A 16,651-nucleotide genomic window follows, 5' to 3' on the forward strand; every position below is an offset into this window, starting at 1 on the left:
CCCGGAGGTAGGGCTTGACACCCATGTCGACGACATCGTCAAGCTGATCGTCGGGGAATGCCTCACCGAGGTGATCCGGCTCGGCCCAGGTGTGGGAACTGGCGACCGGCCACGACTGTGTGGTGACCATGCCGGCCGAGCTCGCCGAACTACTGCTCAAGCTCGACCGACCCGATCACCCGGTCCGTCGGAGTTCGTGAGTGGAGCATTCGCCGTACCGTGTCCGAGCGTTCCAGGAGGGTGTTGCGGACCACCGGGGCCGCCTCTTGGGCCGCCTTCTGGGCCTCGTCGATGTACGTGGGGTCGATGGCGTGCGGTGGGAAGAGGTGGCCCGCGAAGACCATCGCCGGGATCATTCCGCCTCGGTGCAGGTGCGGGATCGAGTCCAGGTAACGCCGGGTGTAGGGCGCCAACAGGGCGTCCTGGCCCGGGCGCCAGAACGCCGCCGCCACCTGGCCGACCGAGTTGACGGGCACCGCACGGTCCACCGCCAGCTTCTGCCAGACCTCTGCCTTCGCGGCGGGGTCCGGCAGGGCGGCTCGTACGGTGAGGGCGCGGACCCAGGCGTCGGGGTCGGGGTCGCGTTCCAGCAGGAGGGCGCTCTCCGACGAGACGTCCCCGCCTAGTTCCGCCTCACGGACCAGCACTCGCCAGAGCAGGTCCACGTCGTCACCGGCCTGTTCACGGAGCCAGGCCAGATCGTCCGGTTCGGTCGCGGTGCGGGCCAGGCCGCGCAGGGCGACCTGGCGACGGCCGGGGTCCGTGGCGAGGCGCCGGCAGGCCTCCGTCACCTCTGCCGTCAGTCCGGCACGTTCGCCTTCCGGGGCCCACAGTTCGGCGATGTTCGCGGCGAGAGTCAGCCAGGGCTCGATCACGGCGTCGGACGTCTCGGCCATGAGGACGGCGGTGACGCACCGACCGGCTTCCGCCGCCGTGGCCTCGCCGGTGGTCAGCATGTCCCACACGGTCGCCGTGGCCACTCCTCGGGAGATGGCCGTGGGCAGTTGTGCCGCCGCGCGGAGGAAGGCGTCCCTGGTCGCGGGGTCGGGACGGGTCGTGGCGAAGGTCAGGTCCTCGTCGTTGATCAGCAGAACGTCGAGGTCCGCCCCGGTCGGGAGGCCGGTGACCGGAGTGCGGGTCTGCGTGACCTCGACGCGCACGAGCGCCCTGCGTTCCAGGACCCCGTCGTTCGTGTCGTCGTTCCTGCCGCTACTCCTGTACGCGCCCACCGCCAGCACCTGCGGGCGCGGCGTGTCGGCGGCCACCAGCGTGACGGTGTCACCGTCGCGCTCCAGGGTGAAGCGGTCGGTGCCCGCCGTCGCGAGCCAGGCCGTCCGCCAGGTGTCCAGGTCCCGCCCACTGGCCTCGGCGAGAACGTCGATCAGGTCCTGGAGCGTGGCGCTGCCCCACGCGTGACGCGCGAAGTAGGCGGTCATGCCCGCCCTGAAGCGCTCTTCACCGACATACGTCATGAGCTGCTGGAGGACGGAGGCGCCCTTGGGATACGTGATGTTGTCGAAGATCGACGCGGCCTGGGCGACATCATGGATGGGCTGGTGGATCGGGTGCGAGACGGGACCCTGGTCGGAGAGGTAAGCCTTGAGCTTGTCGCCGGCCAGGTGGCTCGCCCACGCGTCGGTGTACCGGGTGGCGCGCTCGGCGGCCCAGTGGCAGGCGAACTCCGCGAACGCCTCGTTCAGCCAGAGGTCGTCCCACCAGCGCATGGTGACGATGTTGCCGAACCACATGTGCGCCATCTCGTGCAGCAGCACCTTCGCGAACAGCTCGCTCTCGGCGGGCGTCGGCGCGGCCCGCCGCAGGAACGCGTCCGACCAGGTCACACAGCCGTAGTTCTCCATCGCCCCGCCGAACTCGGGCACGAACACCTGGTCGTACTTGCGCTGCGGGAACGGCATCGCGAAGACCTCGCCGAAGAAGGCGAGCCCCTGGCGGGTGAGGGTGAAGAGCTCGTCGGCGTCACGCTCGAGAATCGGAGCGAGGGAGCGGCGGGCGAAGAGACCCAGGTCGTGGCCGTCGGCCTCGCGGCGGATCTCGTGGAAGGGGCCCCCGTTGACGACGGTGTTGTACGTCGACAGCGGCGGGGTGTCCGGGAAGGTCCAGCGGCGGGCCGACTCCAGTTCCTCGACACGCGGGTCCCCGGAGTTGCTGGTGACGGTCCACGCGGGCGGCGCCGTGACGGCGAAGGCGTGCGGTGCCTTGAGGTCGGGTTGGTCGAAGCACGCCCAGACGAAGCGGGCCTCGTCCGGTTCGAAGCTCGTCCACACGTAGACCTCGCCGTCCGCGGGGTCGATCGCCCTGTGTACGCCGTGGCCCGTGGTCGTGTCGGCCTGGACGCTCTCCACGTGCAGAACGTTGTGTCCGGCAAGCGCCGGCAGTGCTATCCGGCCGTCCCCGGTGGCGGTGAGGGATCTGCCGTTCAGCGTGGCACTCCGCACCTCTGCCGCACAGTCGACGAACGTCTCCGCACCCGGCTCGCGACAGCTGAAGGTCACGGTGGAGACACACCGAACCTCCGGCCCGTCGACCAGACCGGTGAGGTCGATGTCCACGTCGTACCGCTCGACCTCCAGCAGCGCGCCCCGGCGTTCGGCTTCGGCACGGGTCAGGCTCCGGATCTCCATACGTACTCCCTCGGCAGACAGCGGGCGTCAGCGTACGACGGAGGGCGGCTGTGGACGCAGGCTTTTTTGGTGTGTCGAACGGGCTTCGCGTGCCTTGACCCGGTGGAACCCTGCCGCGGGAGTGGAAGCGGGAGTTCACGGCAAGGCCGGCGCTCATTGACAGTCAGCCAGACCCACTTGGGGACGGTGACGCGCTCAACTCATCAGCTCCGGCGCGAAGCAGTACCGGCGTAGACGTAACTCTCGAGGATCTCCTGGGGGCGTTCGGCACGCCGTTGTGCGCGGCCGCATGCTGGGGGCACACCGAGACGGTGCGCGAACTGTTGGCGCACGGCGCCGATCCGAACCGTCATGAGGATCACGGCACAGGCCGCTCTCCCAAGGTGACGGCCACCGTGGAGGCACTCCGCCATGAGGCCGCGCGGCTTCGTGTGGTGCCATAACGCCGAGCCCGGCAAGGAGAATCCGCGCTGCGACGTGACCGTCGCGCCGGCCTGAACCATCCCCAGCCGTCCGGTCGGCCGGGGACAGAGCAGGTGAGGCGGGCGGCGACGGATCAGTCCGTGACGGCTGTCATGGCGATGGACACCAGGATCCCTGGCCGGTCGACGCCGAGCTTGCTGACGCAACGCGGCGGTCGTACGTCGGGGAAGAACTCGTCGAAGACCTCGACGACGCCATCAGCGTCTTCGGGGCGCATGAGCAAGGTGTGGACCATCACCGCGTCACTCAGCTCGGCGCCGCCGGCGCGCAGGATCGCTTGACAGTTGAGCAGCGACCGGCGGGTCTGCTCCTGGATCGTGGGCCCGGCAAGCTCACCGGTCGTCACGTCGACGCCGACTGTTCCAGCGACGTAGATCGTGTTGCCGACCTTGACCGCCTGGCTGTAACCGGGGAACTCCGGCGCGTCCGGGGTGGAGATGACTCTTCGGGGCATCGATCGGTCTCCTGTCGGAAAGGTTCCTGCTCAACTCGGCCGTCACCTCGGCCACCTCCGGTCGAAGATCCGCTTGTCCGGTGTGGTGCTGGGCAGTGACGGCCTGGACCGTGCGGAATCGCCTCCGTGCTCACGTATCAAGGCCCCGTACGGCGTCCCGGCCCGGGCATCACGGCAGATCGTCGCGTGCAGGCCGACCTTGGAAACCGACGGTGTCATCGCAGCCTCATCCCACAGAGCGCCTCGATGCTCCCACTGCAAGCCTTCAAACGTTGCCAGAACTCAGCTTGTCCTGTCAGACACCGTTACGCGGGTGGCCGCGTGTGCCAGCTCGGGGCGGCTGAGGACGTTCGTGCTGTCGATGAACTGGTCGACGGTGCCGATCGTCGGCAGGGAGCCGATGGCCGGGTCGGTGATGCGGGCGATCAGCGCCTCGGTGAAGCGTTCGGCGTGCAGCACTCGGAACGGCCTGTTGTGGTAGGGCCGCGTGGTGGGGTCGACGGGCTCGGTGAGGCCGAGCTGGTTGTGCATGACCGCGATGGCCTCGTACGCGCGGGTCAAGTGACGCTCGCGGACGTGCCAGTCGGTGGCGGCGAGGGTCGCTGTGAGGACCGGTGTGAGGGCGGACGCCCGGGGAATGCGGGCGAAGGCGCTGCCGAGCCACTTGCTGTAGGGCGGATAGCGGCGGTCCATGAGCAGGCAGAGCCGCATCACATCGCGCACCAGTCGGCCGGCGACGACAGCGGAGCCGAGCTCGTCGCCCACTTCGCCGCAGCGGCCGACGAAGGCTTCCTCCTGGGAGATGCGCTGCCACTGGCAGGCGAGCACGTGGAGCCAGAGATCGTGGGGGTACCAGTCGAGGGCAGCGCGCGCCGGTGCGAGCCGGCCGAGTCCGTCGTGGAAGACGGCGCCGCCGGTGACCTCTGCGAGCAGTTGGGTGGGGGTGGCCTGCCAGTCAGCCGACGTCACGCCATTGCCCGGGTCGAAGCCCAGTTGCGCGGTGAACCAGGCGCCCAGAGCCGTGACGTCGACTCGGTGGTGGACCGGCCCGTCGGTCGTCTCCATGACCCGAATGCCCGCTTCGCCGGCCGGTGCGAAGTGCGTCGGGTAGCCGCGGAAGGTCTTCGGCAGGCGTTCGGAGAGCAGTGCCGAGATCCTCGCGCCATGACGGGTGACGTCCCGCGGGTGCAGGAAGAGCTGCAGGCGGGGACCCCACTCGTGGTCGGCGGAGCGGGCGGTGTCGAATCCGAGGACTTCCGAGCCGGAGCCCAGCCGGGCGGCGGAGTGCGCGATTCGGGGGACGACCTCGTCCAGCAGGGGCCGTACGGCTTCGAAGTAGAAGTGGCGGGAGAGTTCCAGCCCGGGAATGAAGGACGACGTGGTCATGCCCTGGAGGGTGCCGGATCGGCGTGCGGTCGGTCGAAGGCTTTTCCGATGTTGCACGGCTCCCGGTCACGCGGGAGGGGAGAGCTGTTCGCGCACCCATGCAGGATCGGGGTTGACGTGCGGCCGGCCCGCCACGACGACGGTCGGCACGGTCTCATTCCCCTCGTTGGCTGCCCTCACCACGGCTGCTCCATCCGCGTCACGCCAGATGTCGACCCAGTGCAACCGGCGGGCGCTGCGGCCCAGCCGTATGCGCAGTCGCAGGCAGTACACGCAACCCGGCCGCCAGAAGACGACCGGCCGGCCGTCGGCCGCGCTGCGGCGTTCTGCCTCCAGTGCGCCGATCGACCGCGGGAAGATCAGAGGCGAGTTCAGGCCCGCGAACAGCACAACCGCCACAAGGAGTGCGACGGCTGCAGCGGTGCTCCCGTTGAGAATCAGCCCAACAGCAACGACTGAGCCACTGAGCACAAGCAACATCGGCGAGATCCAGGCGCGCATCATGATGGCTCAGCCTATCGAGCCGGAATGGAGCAGTTCCTGGGCGTCCGCCGCTTTTCCGTAATGGCGGCGCGCCGGGCACGCCGCGCCGGTGCCCGGCGGGTCGCGGGATTACCGTCGGCGGCATGGACGGTGATCGCCGAGGGTGGCGCCAGTGTTTGCTCAGCGGGGCGGTGTTCGCGGTGTGCATGGCGGGCACCACGCTGCCGACCCCGCTCTACGGCCTCTATCAGGAGAAGTTCGGGTTCTCCGAGCTGACGGTGACCGTCGTGTACGCCGTGTACGCCTTCGGGGTCATCGCCGTGCTGTTGCTGACGGGCAACGTCTCGGATGCCGTGGGCAGGCGGCCGGTGCTGCTGTGGGGCCTGGGATTCGCGGCGGCCAGCGCCGTCTGCTTCCTGTGCGCCACCGGGCTGGGCTGGCTCTACGTGGGGCGGTTGTTGTCGGGGCTCTCCGCCGGTCTCTTCACCGGGGCCGCCACGGTGTACGTGATGGAGCTGGCACCGGAACGCGGTGCGTCCCGGGCCACGTTCGTGGCGACCGCCGCCAACATGGGCGGGCTGGGCTGCGGTCCACTGCTCGCCGGAGTCCTCGCCCAGTACGCCCCCTGGCCGCTGTATCTGCCCTTCGTCGTGCACCTCGCGCTGGTGACCGGTTCGGCCGCCGTCCTGCTGTGGCTGCCGGAGGCCGTACGCGAGCGGCGGCCCCTGAGCACGGTACGGCCGCAGCGGCCCGGAGTGCCCCCGCAGGTGCGGAAGGTGTTCGGGCCCGCGGCGATCGCCTCGTTCGTGGGGTTCGCACTGTTCGGGGTGTTCACGTCGGTCAGCCCGGCGTTCCTGGCGCAGTCCCTGGACATGGACAATCACGCCGTGAGCGGGCTCGTCGTCGCGCTCGCCTTCTTCTCCTCGACCGCGGGGCAACTGCTGGTCGGCCGGGTCGGGTTGGAACGATCACTGCCGCTTGGCTGCGCCGGACTCCTCGCCGGACTCGCACTGCTCGCGGGCGCGCTGCACTGGGACCTGCTCTCACTGGTGGTGCTGAGCGCGATCGTCGGCGGGGTCGGGCAGGGTCTGGCGTTTCGCGGGGCCCTGTCCGCGGTGGCCCAGGCGTCTCCCGCGGACCGCCGGGCGTCGGTGGTCTCGACGCTGTTCGTGGTGGCCTACGCGGGCATCTCGGTGCCGGTGATCGGCGTGGGCGTACTGACGGGTCCGATCGGCCTGGAGGGCGCCGGGCTGGTGTTCATCACCTGCATGGCTGTCCTGGTCTCGACCGCGGGCGTCTACCTGCTCCGGCGACCGGTACGAACGAGAACGTGACGCGGCCCCTCCCTTCCGGGTGCCCGGCCGGCACCGGGGTGTTCGGTTCACTTCCCGGTCGGCCAGGTCGAGCGGGCGTACTCGGTGGGGGTCTGGCCGTAGTGCTTCTTGAAGGCCCGGATGAAGTGGCTGCTGTCGGAGAACTGCCAGTGTGCGGCGAGTTCCGAGACGCTCGGCCGGCCGGGCCCGGTGGTGAGAGCGAGGCGGGCCTCCTCCAGGCGCCGGTGGCGGATGTAGGTGGTCACCGACTCCCCCGCCATGGCGAACGCCCGCTGCAAAGTCCGTACGGAGACACGCAGTTCACGCGCCAGCATCGTAGGAGACAGCTCGGGATCGGCGAGATGGCTGTCCGCAAGGTCCTTCGCGGCCCGCGCGAGCGAAGGAGCCAGTAGTGGTTCCGTATCGTCGAACCGGCTCTGCGCGACCGCCTTGGCCAACTCGACCAGGGTGCTGTGGGCGGCATGCACGCCGGCCGGGCTCAGGTCGGCGATGGTCTCGTGGACCATGTTCGAGTGCGCCGCCAACAGCCGCACCTCGGCCGATTCGACCGGTCCGGTGATGGTCCGGTTCCCGAGCAACGGGCCGAGCATCGAGGTGGGCAGGAAGAGGATCTTCGCCGTGGTGTGCGGCGCGGTCTCGAAGGCCGACGGATGTCCGAAGTGCCGCAGGAGGAACTGCCCGGCCGACACGGTGTGTTCGTCACGCTCGCGCGGGCCGTCCAACGCCCATGCGCCCTGCCGCACCACGTACATCCGCACCAGATCCTCATCGCCGCCTGGAGTGCCCGCGGTCCGGGTGGCCGAGGCGCCGTGGAGGTCGGCGATCGTCACGTCACTCAGCCTGGCGGCGCGGCCCTTGACCCGGAAGTCACCGATCGTGGCGGGGCTGAAGGCCGGCAGCCTGAAGCCACCGCCGAGTTGTGTCTCCCACCCGCGCCGGAATGCGTCGAGTCCTCGCGACGCGGCGCCCGGGACCGTGGAGTCCAGGTGGAACGCCCCGTGCGACACGTCGGCCCTCGCCCCAGTGCCCATCGCCTTCCGATCCCCCTCGCATGCGTTGCTCCAACGCCGGTCCATGGTGCGGATGTTCCGTTCCGACACCACTGTGGTTCGAGCGCATGGCGTGTCGACCTTCCTGGACTTCAGCGGGAGGGGCAAAATCCCGGCGGTTCCGGGCATGGCGCATACGACCACTGCCTGGCAGACGGTGGTTGAGGAGACTCACTGCTCCGACGACGGTGGGCCTACGGCGACTTCGGCCGACGTCCGAACCGCACTCGCTCCCTGGCAGGGACTCAAGGAGCAGGCAGTGGACTGCCCGTCTCGTGGCGAGTCCGCTGCGGCGCAGCAGGGAGTTCGGGTCACTGTGGGACCGACGGAAAGTTGGGGCTGTGCTGGAGCGAAGCCGAGCGGTTCGTCCGCGTGGAGGAGGTCGCGTGCATCGACCTGTTCTGCCAGAAGCTGCAGGGACCCCAACCAGTCGCAAGTCGCAGTCCCTGCTCATCCGCACCACCGTCCCACTCCCCCGCTAAATCGCCCCTTTGCGGCGGGTCGCGACCAGCGGCAGGTGCTTGATCCCCGCGATGAAGTTCGAGTGCAGGTGTTCTGGTTCACCCGCCGGCTCGAAGTGCTCGAACCGGGCGAAGAGTTCCTGGAAGAACTCCTCCAACGTGATCCTGACCAGGGCGTGGCCGAGGCAGAAGTGCGGGCCGACGCCGAAGGCCAGGTGCCGTTGAGCGTTGCGGCGTACGTCGAAGGTGTACGGGTCCGGGAACACGCTCGCGTCCCGGTTCGCCGAGCCGATCCACGCGGCGACCGCCTCCCCCGCTCGGACCGTGACCTTGCCGAGTTGGACGTCGTGCCTGGCGTAGCGGATGAAGTGGCTGGTCGGCGAGGACCAGCGCAGGGCTTCCTCGATCCCGCTGTCCAGCAGCTCCGGATGGCCGGCCCAGTCCGCGTACGTGCCGGTGGCGGTCAGCTCGGCCAGGGCCGCGTTCGGTACGTGCGGTGTCGTGACATTCGCCCCGAGCAGCAGGCTGTAGCAGTTCGAGACGATCTCGCCGGCGGTCAGCGGTCCTCCGCCGTCCTCGAACTCCATCGTGGACAGTACGTCGATCAGGTCACCGGTGCCACCGCCCTGGCGCTTCGCAAGGGCGTCCTGCAAGCAGGCGAACAACTCCCGGTGTGCCCGGTGCAGCGTGGACTGCGCACCCTCCGGTCGGACGAACTCGGGATCGTCCGGCGCGACGGCCTGGGTGGTGAGGAAGGTCAGGTGGGACCAGTCGTCGCGATCGAGGCCCATGAGTGTCCCGATCACCGCCATCGGCAACTGGTCGGTCAGCGCGGCGAAGTCGAACGGCTCACCATCGACGACCTCGCCGAAGAGGCGCCGCACCTCGTCGCGGATCACTCCGCGATGCCCCTCCACCGCACGGCCGTTGAGCGCCCGCTGGATCGGCGAACGCATGCGGGTGTGCCGTGGCGGATCGGTCGCGGGGAGTTGCTTCCCGCCGGCCGGGTCCTTCCTCCCCAACAGGTTCAGCAGCGTGCCGTGTTCGGAGGTGAACGCCGTGTGGTCCCGCAACACCTTCGCCACGTCGTCATGGGCCGTGGCCGACCAGTACCCCAGGTCCGGGCGTAACTGCTGCCAGTGCACGGGGTCGTGGGTGCGCATGGCGAGCCAGAGCGCATGCGGGTCGCCCTCCGCGTGCACGACGGGATCGAACAGGTCGACCTTGTCCAGGTCGATCGCTTCGTCTCCGGTCGGGTGTGTCAGTCGCATGCCCTGTCTCCCTCGTGGTCCTCGTCGAATGATTCGGTGGCCGATTCCGTGGGCGATTCGGTCAGTGCGCCGACCGCCTCGGCCAGTCCGGCCACCGTGGGGTTCTCGAAGAACAAGCGGGCCGCCGGTACGTCGACCGCCAGTTCGCCGCGGAGTCGGGCGAGAACGTCCGCGGCGATGAGTGAGTTGCCGCCGATGGCGAAGAAGTCGTCGTGGATGCCCACGTGTTCGACCGCCAGAGCATCGGCGAAGACATCGGCCAGCTTCGTCTCGACCGGCGTCCGTGGGGATTCGTACGCGGTGTCAGCGGCGCGCGGCAGGAGCTTCGGCGCCGGCAGCGCCGTACGGTCGATCTTGCCGGCCCGGGTCAGCGGGAACTCGGGGATCACCGTGATCGCGGCGGGGACCATGTGCCGCGGCACCCGGTGTCGGAGCGCCCGGCGCAACTCGGTGGCCAGGTCGGCCAGGTTCTGGTCCGGGAGTTCCGCGACGACATAGGCGACGAGGACCTTCTCGCCCGGGGTGACGTCCTCCCGGGCGATCACGACGGCCTCCGACACACCGGGCTGCTCGGTGAGCGCGGCCACGATCTCGCCGGGCTCGATCCGGTGACCGGCGATCTTCACCTGGTCGTCGAGGCGGCCGCGGAACTCCATCACGCCGCTCCAGTCGCGGCGGACCACGTCCCCGACCCTGTACATCCGTTCGCCCGGCACGAACGGATCGGGCAGGAATCGCTGCTCCGTCAGCTCCGGACGGTGCAGGTAGCCGCGCGCGAGTCCTGCGCCGCCGGTATACAACTCGCCCCACTCCCCCTCGGGAACCGGCCGCAGTCCCTCGTCCAGGATGTACACGCGTGTACCGGTGATCGGCGTCCCGATCGGAACCGTGCCCCTTACCTGGCGGGTGACCGTGTGGGATGTCGTGAAGCAGGTGTTCTCCGTCGGCCCGTAACCGTTGACCATCCTGACCTTCGGGTGGGCACGCCGTACGCGGTTGACGTGGGCCGGTGACAGCACGTCGCCGCCCGCGACGAGTTGGCGCAGCCCGCCGAGGCTGTCCGCGTGGCGGTCCACCATGCGGTGGAACAGTCCGGCGGTCAGCCAGAGCGTCGTGATCCCCTCGCGCCGGAGGCCCTCCGCCAGTTCGGGCAGCGACAAGGGGCCGGGCGGGTGGATGACCAGGCAGCCACCGTTCAGCAGGGCTCCCCAGATCTCGAACTCGGACGGGTCGAACGTGAGCGCACACAGGTGAAGAAAGGTCTGATCGGCGCCGAACTCGATCCACTCGGTGTCGTGCACGAGCCGGACGACGCCTCGGTGCGGCACGGCCACGGCCTTCGGATGCCCGGTCGAGCCCGAGGTGTAGCGCACGTAGGCCAGCCCGTCGGCCGACCCATTGGGTGGAAGTGGCACGGCGTCAAGGGCCTCGGGGCCGTCCGCATCGAGCACGGTCACGTCGAGATCGGGCAGTTGCCCGAGGACGGGCCGGTGGGTGAGCAGGACACGGGCGCCCGCATGGTCGAGCATGAACCGAAGCCGCAGGGCCGGCTCGTCCGGATGCAGCGGCAGATACGCCGCTCCTGCCTTCAGCACACCGAGGAGAGCGACGATCATCTCGAAGGAGCGCTCTACGCATACGCCGACGACGTCCTCCGGCCCGACACCGAGGTCTCGAAGCCGGTGTGCCAGGTGTTCGGCCCGCAGGTCCAACTGCCGATAGGACATCTCCTCGCCGCGGAAGCGCAGCGCCGTCGCCGCTGGTGCGCGCCGCGCCCGGTCGGCGAACAGCTCGGTGATCGTGACGTCCTTCATCGGCATCCCCGCTTCATCGGTGTCCCTGCCCTCACGGACGAAGTCGGCGCGGCCGGTCGAATGAGGTTGTCGCACAGCCGACTCAACCAGCGACCGGCCGAAGCGCACATACTCCGGTGGTGCGAATCCATACGTGTGCGTACGCACGCTCGACGGAGCACAAGACCGTCCTCGTACGCCGACGGGCCCGACCGGTGAAACCGCGGACTCCTTCAACAGTCGCCGCGGAACGACCGTGCAGCCGCCAACTCATGCCGACCAGCGCATACTTGGTCGCCCTAACATGCACCCCATGCAACTGGACCTGAATCTCATGGCGGTGCTGGATGCCCTCCTCGAGGAGGGCAGCGTCACAGGGGCGGCAGAACGGCTACGACTGTCCGCTCCGGCCACGAGCCGCAGCCTCGGCCGGATCCGCCGGCTCACCGGGGACCAGATTCTGGTCCGCACAGGCCGGACGATGACACCGACGCCCTATGCCCTGGAAATTCGTGACGAGGTGCACTACCTCGTCGAACAGTCGCGAGCCGTCCTCGAACCGAAGCGCACGCTGGATCTCGGCACCCTGCGGAGGGCTTTCACCATCCGAGGAAACGACGCCCTCACAACGGCGATCGCTCCCCATCTCCTCGCTGTGATCCAGCAAGCCGGACCTGGCCTGTCCGTGCGGCTGCTGGCGGAGGCCGACATCGACACCAACGATTTGCGGCACGGCAGGGTCGACCTGGAGATCAGCTCGACCACGCCGGCCCTGCCGGAGATCAACCATGAAACGCTCGGTGACGACCGGCTCGTGGTCGCGTTCCGCCCCGGCCATCGCTGCGCAGGCGCCCCGTTGACCGCTGAACGCTTCGCTGCCGCTGACCACGTCATTGTGTCCCGTCGCGGCCGGACCGAGGACCCGATCGACGTTGCCCTGAAAAGCCTCGGCCTGCGGCGCAGGGTTGTTGCATCTGCCCCCACCAGCACTGCGGCCCTGCACATCGTCAGCCAGAGCGAGTTGCTCGTCGTGGTGTCCGAGCGGATGTGCCGGCCGACGCTCGACGCTTGCGGACTCCGCATCAGCACGCCACCGTTTGGCCTCGCACCCGTGCCGGTGACACTGGCCTGGCACCAGCGTTACGACAATGACAAGGCCCACGCGTGGCTCCGCGCTCAGGTACGCGACTCTTTCGCCGCCTTTCTCGGGCACCGGTCCACGACAGGCACCGACGCGGCCGAAGCAAGGCCGGCCGACGCCTGAACAGCGGCGTGGCGTGACCCGGTGGCGTGCACCGCGGGTCAAATGCACACGAGTAAATCTCTCATTGATTAAATTGCATTTGAAGCAAGCGACGACTGCTCGTAGTGTCGAGACGTGCCTCTGAGCCGTAACTCGCCAAGGAGCAAAATAAGTTGTCCACGAAATCCACGGTAATCGTCGGCGGCGGCCTAGTGGGCCTGACAGCCGCAGCCTCCCTCAAACTCATCGGCCACGAGGTCATCGTGCTGGAACAGGCACCGCGGATTCGGGCCCTCGGCGCCGGAATCGGCCTGTGGGCCAACGCGTTGCGAGAGTTCGACCACCTCGGCATCGGCCCGGCCATCCGCGACATGGGTATCGAACAGAACACGTGGTTCTTCAACCCTGCCGGCGATCCGGTCCGTGCTCCTGGCTACACCGACAGGGATCACCGGTTCCTGCTCGTACCGCGCCCCGAGTTGAACAACCTCCTGGCCGACACCATCGGTCGCGACCGAATACGCCTCGACGCCCACGTGACCGGATATACCGAGATCGGATCGGACGTCGTCGTGCACCTCGCCAACGGCGAGACACTTCACACGGATCTGTTGATCGGCTCGGACGGCGTCCACTCGAATGTGCGCAAGCAGCTGGTGCCGGGAAGCGACGCCGTACCGCACTCCGGCCACTACGCCTGGCGCGCGATCGTGCCGACGGGCAGTCAAGACTCAGAGCCCACCGTGCTCACCGTCGGCCACCACCGAACCCGAGGCGGGTACGCGAGGATCGCTCGTGATCGGACCATGTGGATGGTCAACCAGTTCGATGCCGGGCCGCTCACCGGAAGCAAGCGCGAACGGGCACTGGAACGCGCACGGAATCTGGCTGAGGCGGGATGGAACGACGACCTCGTGTCCATGATCGCCGAAACGCCGGAGGAATCCATCCTGGAGAACCAGGTCACGCTGGTCCCGGAACTGCCCTGTTGGACCAGCGCGCGCGTCGCCCTGATCGGCGACGCCGCGCACGGGCTGTCCCCCCACATCGCTTCCGGCGGCACTCTCGGCATCGAAGACGTCGGCGTCCTACGCAGCATCCTCACGGCCGAGGCCGACCTGGAAAAGGCCCTCACCACCTACGAGCACACCCGCAGCGCCCGCTTCGACACGGTACGCGAGCACTCCACCGCCGTCGAACATGCCGGCGACGCAGTCGAATTCGCGCAACGCTACGCCGCGTTCAGCCACTGGATGCTCACCACGGCACCAGCCACTCCATAACAGCCTCCAGGAATTATGGAATCACCTGTGAAATTCCGTATCCACACGACAGGAGGCGGGTAGTAAATGCCGGACTGGATAAACCTCGCGGAGTCTTTACTGGCGTCGCCCATGCTCTACGCCGTACTCATTGCGGTATCCCTGCTCGACTCTTTCCTCCCGCTGATTCCGAGTGAGCCCGTCGTGATCATCGCAGGCGTCGCCGGTGCAACCGGGCAGACAAATATCATGCTTGTCATCGCCGCAACGACGGTCGGCGCCTTTCTCGGCGACCTGGTTCCCTATTCCATCGGCCGGTTGATGGGGGAACGCGCACTGAAGCGTCTGCCAGCTGGCACCAAACGCCGGAAGGCCTATGACTGGTTCGAGCGCGAACTTGAACTACGCGGCGGTTTTGTTCTCGTCTCCACGCGATTCGTTCCGGTCGGACGCTATCTCGCCACAGGAACGGCGGGGGTGGTGAGATACCCGCTGCGCAGGTTCATGTTGTACGTTGCGATTTCCACCGCCACGTGGAGTGCCTACACCGCACTTTCGGGATACCTCGGCGGTGTCTTCTTCCAGGAGAACACGCTCCTGTCCATCGCAGTCGGCGTCGGGTTCGCGCTCGCGGTGACCGGCGCGGTGGAGCTCTCACGGTATGTCCGGCGCCGCAACAACCCTGCAAAGTACGTACGGAGGCCCTGAGTTGACGCGCCACATCGGCTGAGACGGCTCAGTGTCCGGCGAGATGCCTGCCGGAGAGGCCCCCCTCGTGGCGCGGATGTTCTGTTCGGATGCCGCTGTGGTTCAAGTGCCTGGCGTGCCGATCAACCTAGGCTCCGGCGGTAGGGCAAACCCGAGCTGTTCCAGGCCCTGTTGCATACGAAAGACGAGAGCCTCGTGAACCAGAAGAGCTCCACCCGCATCGTTGCCATCACTCGTGCCACCACCGGCTCAGGCATGGACGTCCTGAGCGAGGCGATCGGCAGCGTGCGGATCGGGCGGGCCCAGGCCTGCCGGGTCAGGAAGTCGGGCTCTTGGGGCATGCGTTTCCCAGCCTTCGCGGGCAGCGGGTTCCACATCCTCCTGCGGGGCAGTGGCTGGCTGATCCCGGCAACCGGGCGGCCACGTGCGCTCAAGGCGGGCGATGTCGTCCTCACGCCCTTCGGGGCCGAGCTCGGATTCAGTCACGCGCCGGGCCTGCTCAGGGAGTTGCCCCCAGCGTCAGCGGTCGTGAGCGAGGATCCGCCCAGTCCTGATCAGGCCAGTCCCGATCCCGCCGACGCCGAGTTCCTGTGCGGCGCGTACTGGCTCGACCACGGACAAGTACACCCGTACTTACGAGCGTTACCCGAAGTCCTCGTGGTTTCGCCAGGACATGACCGCGCCTTGCAACTGCGGCTGCTGGCCGATCTGCTGGCCGTGGACGTCTCCGACACCCAGCCGGGCAGCGGGGCGACCCGCCCCGCGCTCCTGGACCTGCTGCTGACCCACGCTCTGCGCCAATGGCTGGAGCAGAATCGCGACGCGGACCGGCCGGAGATCGCCGATCCCGCCATCGCCGTCGCGTTGCGCGAGATCCATACGAGCCTGCACAAGCCGTGGACGGTTGAGCAACTCGGCAAGAGTGTGGGGATGTCGCGGACGGCGTTCACCAAACGATTCACCGCGATGGTGGGGAAGCCACCCATGACGTACCTGACCGGCCGGCGCCTGAGCCACGGGGCCCGTCTGCTCCGGGAGACCAAGGCGCCGCTGGCGACGATCGCCCGTCAGGTCGGCTACTCGACGGAGTTCGCGTTCGGAGCCGCCTTCCGCCGTGAGTACGGCATCTCTCCCGGCCGTTTCCGGGACCTCGAGTCCCGCCGGGCCTGTGGAGCCTGAACTGGCGACGGGGTTGGTCAGGCGAGGAGGGTTCCGTGGGCGGTGATGACCGCCGATCCCTCGACCTCGACCATGTCCAGTTGACGACTGTTGCCCTCTGCCCTGGCGAACAGCTGCGACGGGCGGCCCATCTCCACACCTTGGACGATCTCGATCCGTTTTCCGAACGGGACGAGTCCATACCGCGCGAGATGCACCGCGAGCGGGCCGGCGGCCGATCCCGTCCCCGCGTCCTCGCTCACTCCGTAGGCCGGGGAGAACATCCTCATCCGCCAGTGTTCCCCCGAGCTTTCAGAACCTCCGCTGCCCCCACTGTCACCCGAATTCCCGGAGCGCGCAAAGCAGATGGCGGCCATGTCCGGGTGCCGTGCCAGCGCGCGCAGATCGGGCTGGAGTCGGGCGAGGGCCGCTTCGCTCTCGACTCCGACGTAGACGTGCCGGGGCCCGTTGCGGTAGGCGTCCACCGGAAGGGTCGAGGATTCGAGGCCGAGCGCGTCGAGGAGGTCGCCCTGCCGCCCGTACGGCTCCCGGACCGGGATCGGCTGGCGCATGGCGGCCGTCACGGTCCGGTCGCTGCGGTGGAGGAAGTCGACCGGGATGGTGCCGCCCGCGGTTTCCAGCCGTAACCGGTCCACCGCCGTGGACACGCCCAGCACCGCGGCGGTGCCCAGCACCGGGTGTCCGGCGAACGGCAGTTCGTTGACCGGGGTGAAGATGCGGACCCGTCGGTCGCCGTCGGCCCGGGCGGGGAGGACGAACGTCGTCTCCGAGAGGTTCATCTCACGGGCGATCAGCTGCATCCTCTCGGCGGGGATACCGACCGCGTCCGGGAAGACGGCCAGGGGGTTGCCCTGCAGGGCAACCGTGGTGAACACGTCGACGATCACGTACTGGTGCATGGTG

The 16,651-nt window shown here is 68.5% G+C and carries 13 protein-coding genes and 1 pseudogene; 6 read left to right on the forward strand and 8 right to left on the reverse strand.

Annotated elements, in window-relative coordinates:
• Positions 1–149: 149 nt before the first annotated feature.
• A complete protein-coding gene (gene pepN / locus ACH4YP_RS36540; RefSeq protein ID WP_398495209.1) occupies positions 150–2,642 on the reverse strand; it encodes an aminopeptidase N in 2,493 nt (830 codons plus the stop codon).
• A gap of 257 nt (positions 2,643–2,899) precedes the next feature.
• Between pepN and ACH4YP_RS36545 the strand changes: the two are divergent.
• Positions 2,900–3,085, forward strand: a pseudogene (locus ACH4YP_RS36545) (ankyrin repeat domain-containing protein); the annotation flags it as partial.
• 113 nt (positions 3,086–3,198) lie between these two features.
• Here ACH4YP_RS36545 and ACH4YP_RS36550 read toward each other — a convergent pair.
• From ACH4YP_RS36550 to ACH4YP_RS36560, 3 genes are all read right to left on the reverse strand, one after another.
• On the reverse strand, positions 3,199–3,579 hold the full coding sequence (locus ACH4YP_RS36550) for a RidA family protein (protein ID WP_361068220.1): 381 nt from the start codon (positions 3,577–3,579) through the stop codon (positions 3,199–3,201).
• Positions 3,580–3,861: 282 nt separating this feature from the next.
• Positions 3,862–4,965, reverse strand: coding sequence for a DUF4037 domain-containing protein (locus tag ACH4YP_RS36555; RefSeq protein WP_398495210.1), 1,104 nt, complete (start codon positions 4,963–4,965; stop codon positions 3,862–3,864).
• Between the two features lie 66 nt (positions 4,966–5,031).
• Complete coding sequence (locus ACH4YP_RS36560; RefSeq protein WP_398495212.1) at positions 5,032–5,469, reverse strand: glutaredoxin domain-containing protein; 438 nt, start codon at positions 5,467–5,469, stop codon at positions 5,032–5,034.
• Between the two features lie 122 nt (positions 5,470–5,591).
• Here ACH4YP_RS36560 and ACH4YP_RS36565 point away from each other — a divergent pair, with 122 nt between their 5' ends.
• Complete coding sequence (locus ACH4YP_RS36565; RefSeq protein ID WP_361068225.1) at positions 5,592–6,782, forward strand: MFS transporter; 1,191 nt, start codon at positions 5,592–5,594, stop codon at positions 6,780–6,782.
• Between the two features lie 47 nt (positions 6,783–6,829).
• On the opposite strand, the gene ACH4YP_RS36570 is transcribed toward ACH4YP_RS36565, so the two are convergent.
• From ACH4YP_RS36570 to ACH4YP_RS36580, 3 genes are all read right to left on the reverse strand, one after another.
• The gene (locus tag ACH4YP_RS36570; RefSeq protein WP_398495214.1) at positions 6,830–7,813 is read right to left on the reverse strand and encodes a helix-turn-helix domain-containing protein; all 984 of its coding nucleotides are present in this window, start codon (positions 7,811–7,813) and stop codon (positions 6,830–6,832) included.
• Between the two features lie 496 nt (positions 7,814–8,309).
• Positions 8,310–9,563, reverse strand: a complete 1,254-nt coding sequence (locus tag ACH4YP_RS36575; protein ID WP_398495216.1) for a cytochrome P450 — start codon at positions 9,561–9,563, stop codon at positions 8,310–8,312.
• Positions 9,554–11,452, reverse strand: a complete 1,899-nt coding sequence (locus ACH4YP_RS36580; protein WP_398495218.1) for an amino acid adenylation domain-containing protein — start codon at positions 11,450–11,452, stop codon at positions 9,554–9,556. Before ACH4YP_RS36580 ends, ACH4YP_RS36575 begins: the two co-directional genes overlap by 10 nt.
• 217 nt (positions 11,453–11,669) lie before the next feature.
• Between ACH4YP_RS36580 and ACH4YP_RS36585 the strand changes: the two genes are divergently transcribed.
• The 4 genes from ACH4YP_RS36585 to ACH4YP_RS36600 all read left to right on the forward strand — a co-directional run bounded on the left by ACH4YP_RS36585 (position 11,670) and on the right by ACH4YP_RS36600 (position 15,748).
• The gene (locus ACH4YP_RS36585; protein WP_361068237.1) at positions 11,670–12,620 is read left to right on the forward strand and encodes a LysR family transcriptional regulator; all 951 of its coding nucleotides are present in this window, start codon (positions 11,670–11,672) and stop codon (positions 12,618–12,620) included.
• A gap of 152 nt (positions 12,621–12,772) precedes the next feature.
• Positions 12,773–13,882, forward strand: a complete 1,110-nt coding sequence (locus ACH4YP_RS36590) for an FAD-dependent monooxygenase (RefSeq protein ID WP_398495219.1) — start codon at positions 12,773–12,775, stop codon at positions 13,880–13,882.
• A 66-nt stretch (positions 13,883–13,948) separates the two neighbouring features.
• Positions 13,949–14,569, forward strand: coding sequence for a DedA family protein (locus tag ACH4YP_RS36595; protein ID WP_398495221.1), 621 nt, complete (start codon positions 13,949–13,951; stop codon positions 14,567–14,569).
• A 195-nt stretch (positions 14,570–14,764) separates the two neighbouring features.
• Complete coding sequence (locus ACH4YP_RS36600) at positions 14,765–15,748, forward strand: AraC family transcriptional regulator (protein ID WP_398495223.1); 984 nt, start codon at positions 14,765–14,767, stop codon at positions 15,746–15,748.
• Positions 15,749–15,765: 17 nt separating this feature from the next.
• Here ACH4YP_RS36600 and ACH4YP_RS36605 read toward each other — a convergent pair whose 3' ends face one another.
• Positions 15,766–16,647: a PhzF family phenazine biosynthesis protein gene (locus ACH4YP_RS36605; RefSeq protein ID WP_398495225.1), complete on the reverse strand. Its 882-nt coding sequence runs from the start codon at positions 16,645–16,647 to the stop codon at positions 15,766–15,768.
• Between the last annotated feature and the right edge of the window lie 4 nt (positions 16,648–16,651).

The sequence above is a fragment of the Streptomyces sp. NPDC020747 genome (assembly GCF_044334695.1).
GTDB lineage: Bacteria > Actinomycetota > Actinomycetes > Streptomycetales > Streptomycetaceae > Streptomyces.

What these genes read in the sequence shown, in the direction of transcription:
- pepN (WP_398495209.1), bottom strand. Translation starts at nt 2,642, where the DNA reads ATGGAGATCCGGAGCCTGACCCGTGCCGAAGCCGAACGCCGGGGCGCG.
- ACH4YP_RS36550 (WP_361068220.1), bottom strand. Translation starts at nt 3,579, where the DNA reads ATGCCCCGAAGAGTCATCTCCACCCCGGACGCGCCGGAGTTCCCCGGT.
- ACH4YP_RS36555 (WP_398495210.1), bottom strand. Translation starts at nt 4,965, where the DNA reads ATGACCACGTCGTCCTTCATTCCCGGGCTGGAACTCTCCCGCCACTTC.
- ACH4YP_RS36560 (WP_398495212.1), bottom strand. Translation starts at nt 5,469, where the DNA reads ATGATGCGCGCCTGGATCTCGCCGATGTTGCTTGTGCTCAGTGGCTCA.
- ACH4YP_RS36565 (WP_361068225.1), top strand. Translation starts at nt 5,592, where the DNA reads ATGGACGGTGATCGCCGAGGGTGGCGCCAGTGTTTGCTCAGCGGGGCG.
- ACH4YP_RS36570 (WP_398495214.1), bottom strand. Translation starts at nt 7,813, where the DNA reads ATGGGCACTGGGGCGAGGGCCGACGTGTCGCACGGGGCGTTCCACCTG.
- ACH4YP_RS36575 (WP_398495216.1), bottom strand. Translation starts at nt 9,563, where the DNA reads ATGCGACTGACACACCCGACCGGAGACGAAGCGATCGACCTGGACAAG.
- ACH4YP_RS36585 (WP_361068237.1), top strand. Translation starts at nt 11,670, where the DNA reads ATGCAACTGGACCTGAATCTCATGGCGGTGCTGGATGCCCTCCTCGAG.
- ACH4YP_RS36595 (WP_398495221.1), top strand. Translation starts at nt 13,949, where the DNA reads ATGCCGGACTGGATAAACCTCGCGGAGTCTTTACTGGCGTCGCCCATG.
- ACH4YP_RS36605 (WP_398495225.1), bottom strand. Translation starts at nt 16,647, where the DNA reads ATGCACCAGTACGTGATCGTCGACGTGTTCACCACGGTTGCCCTGCAG.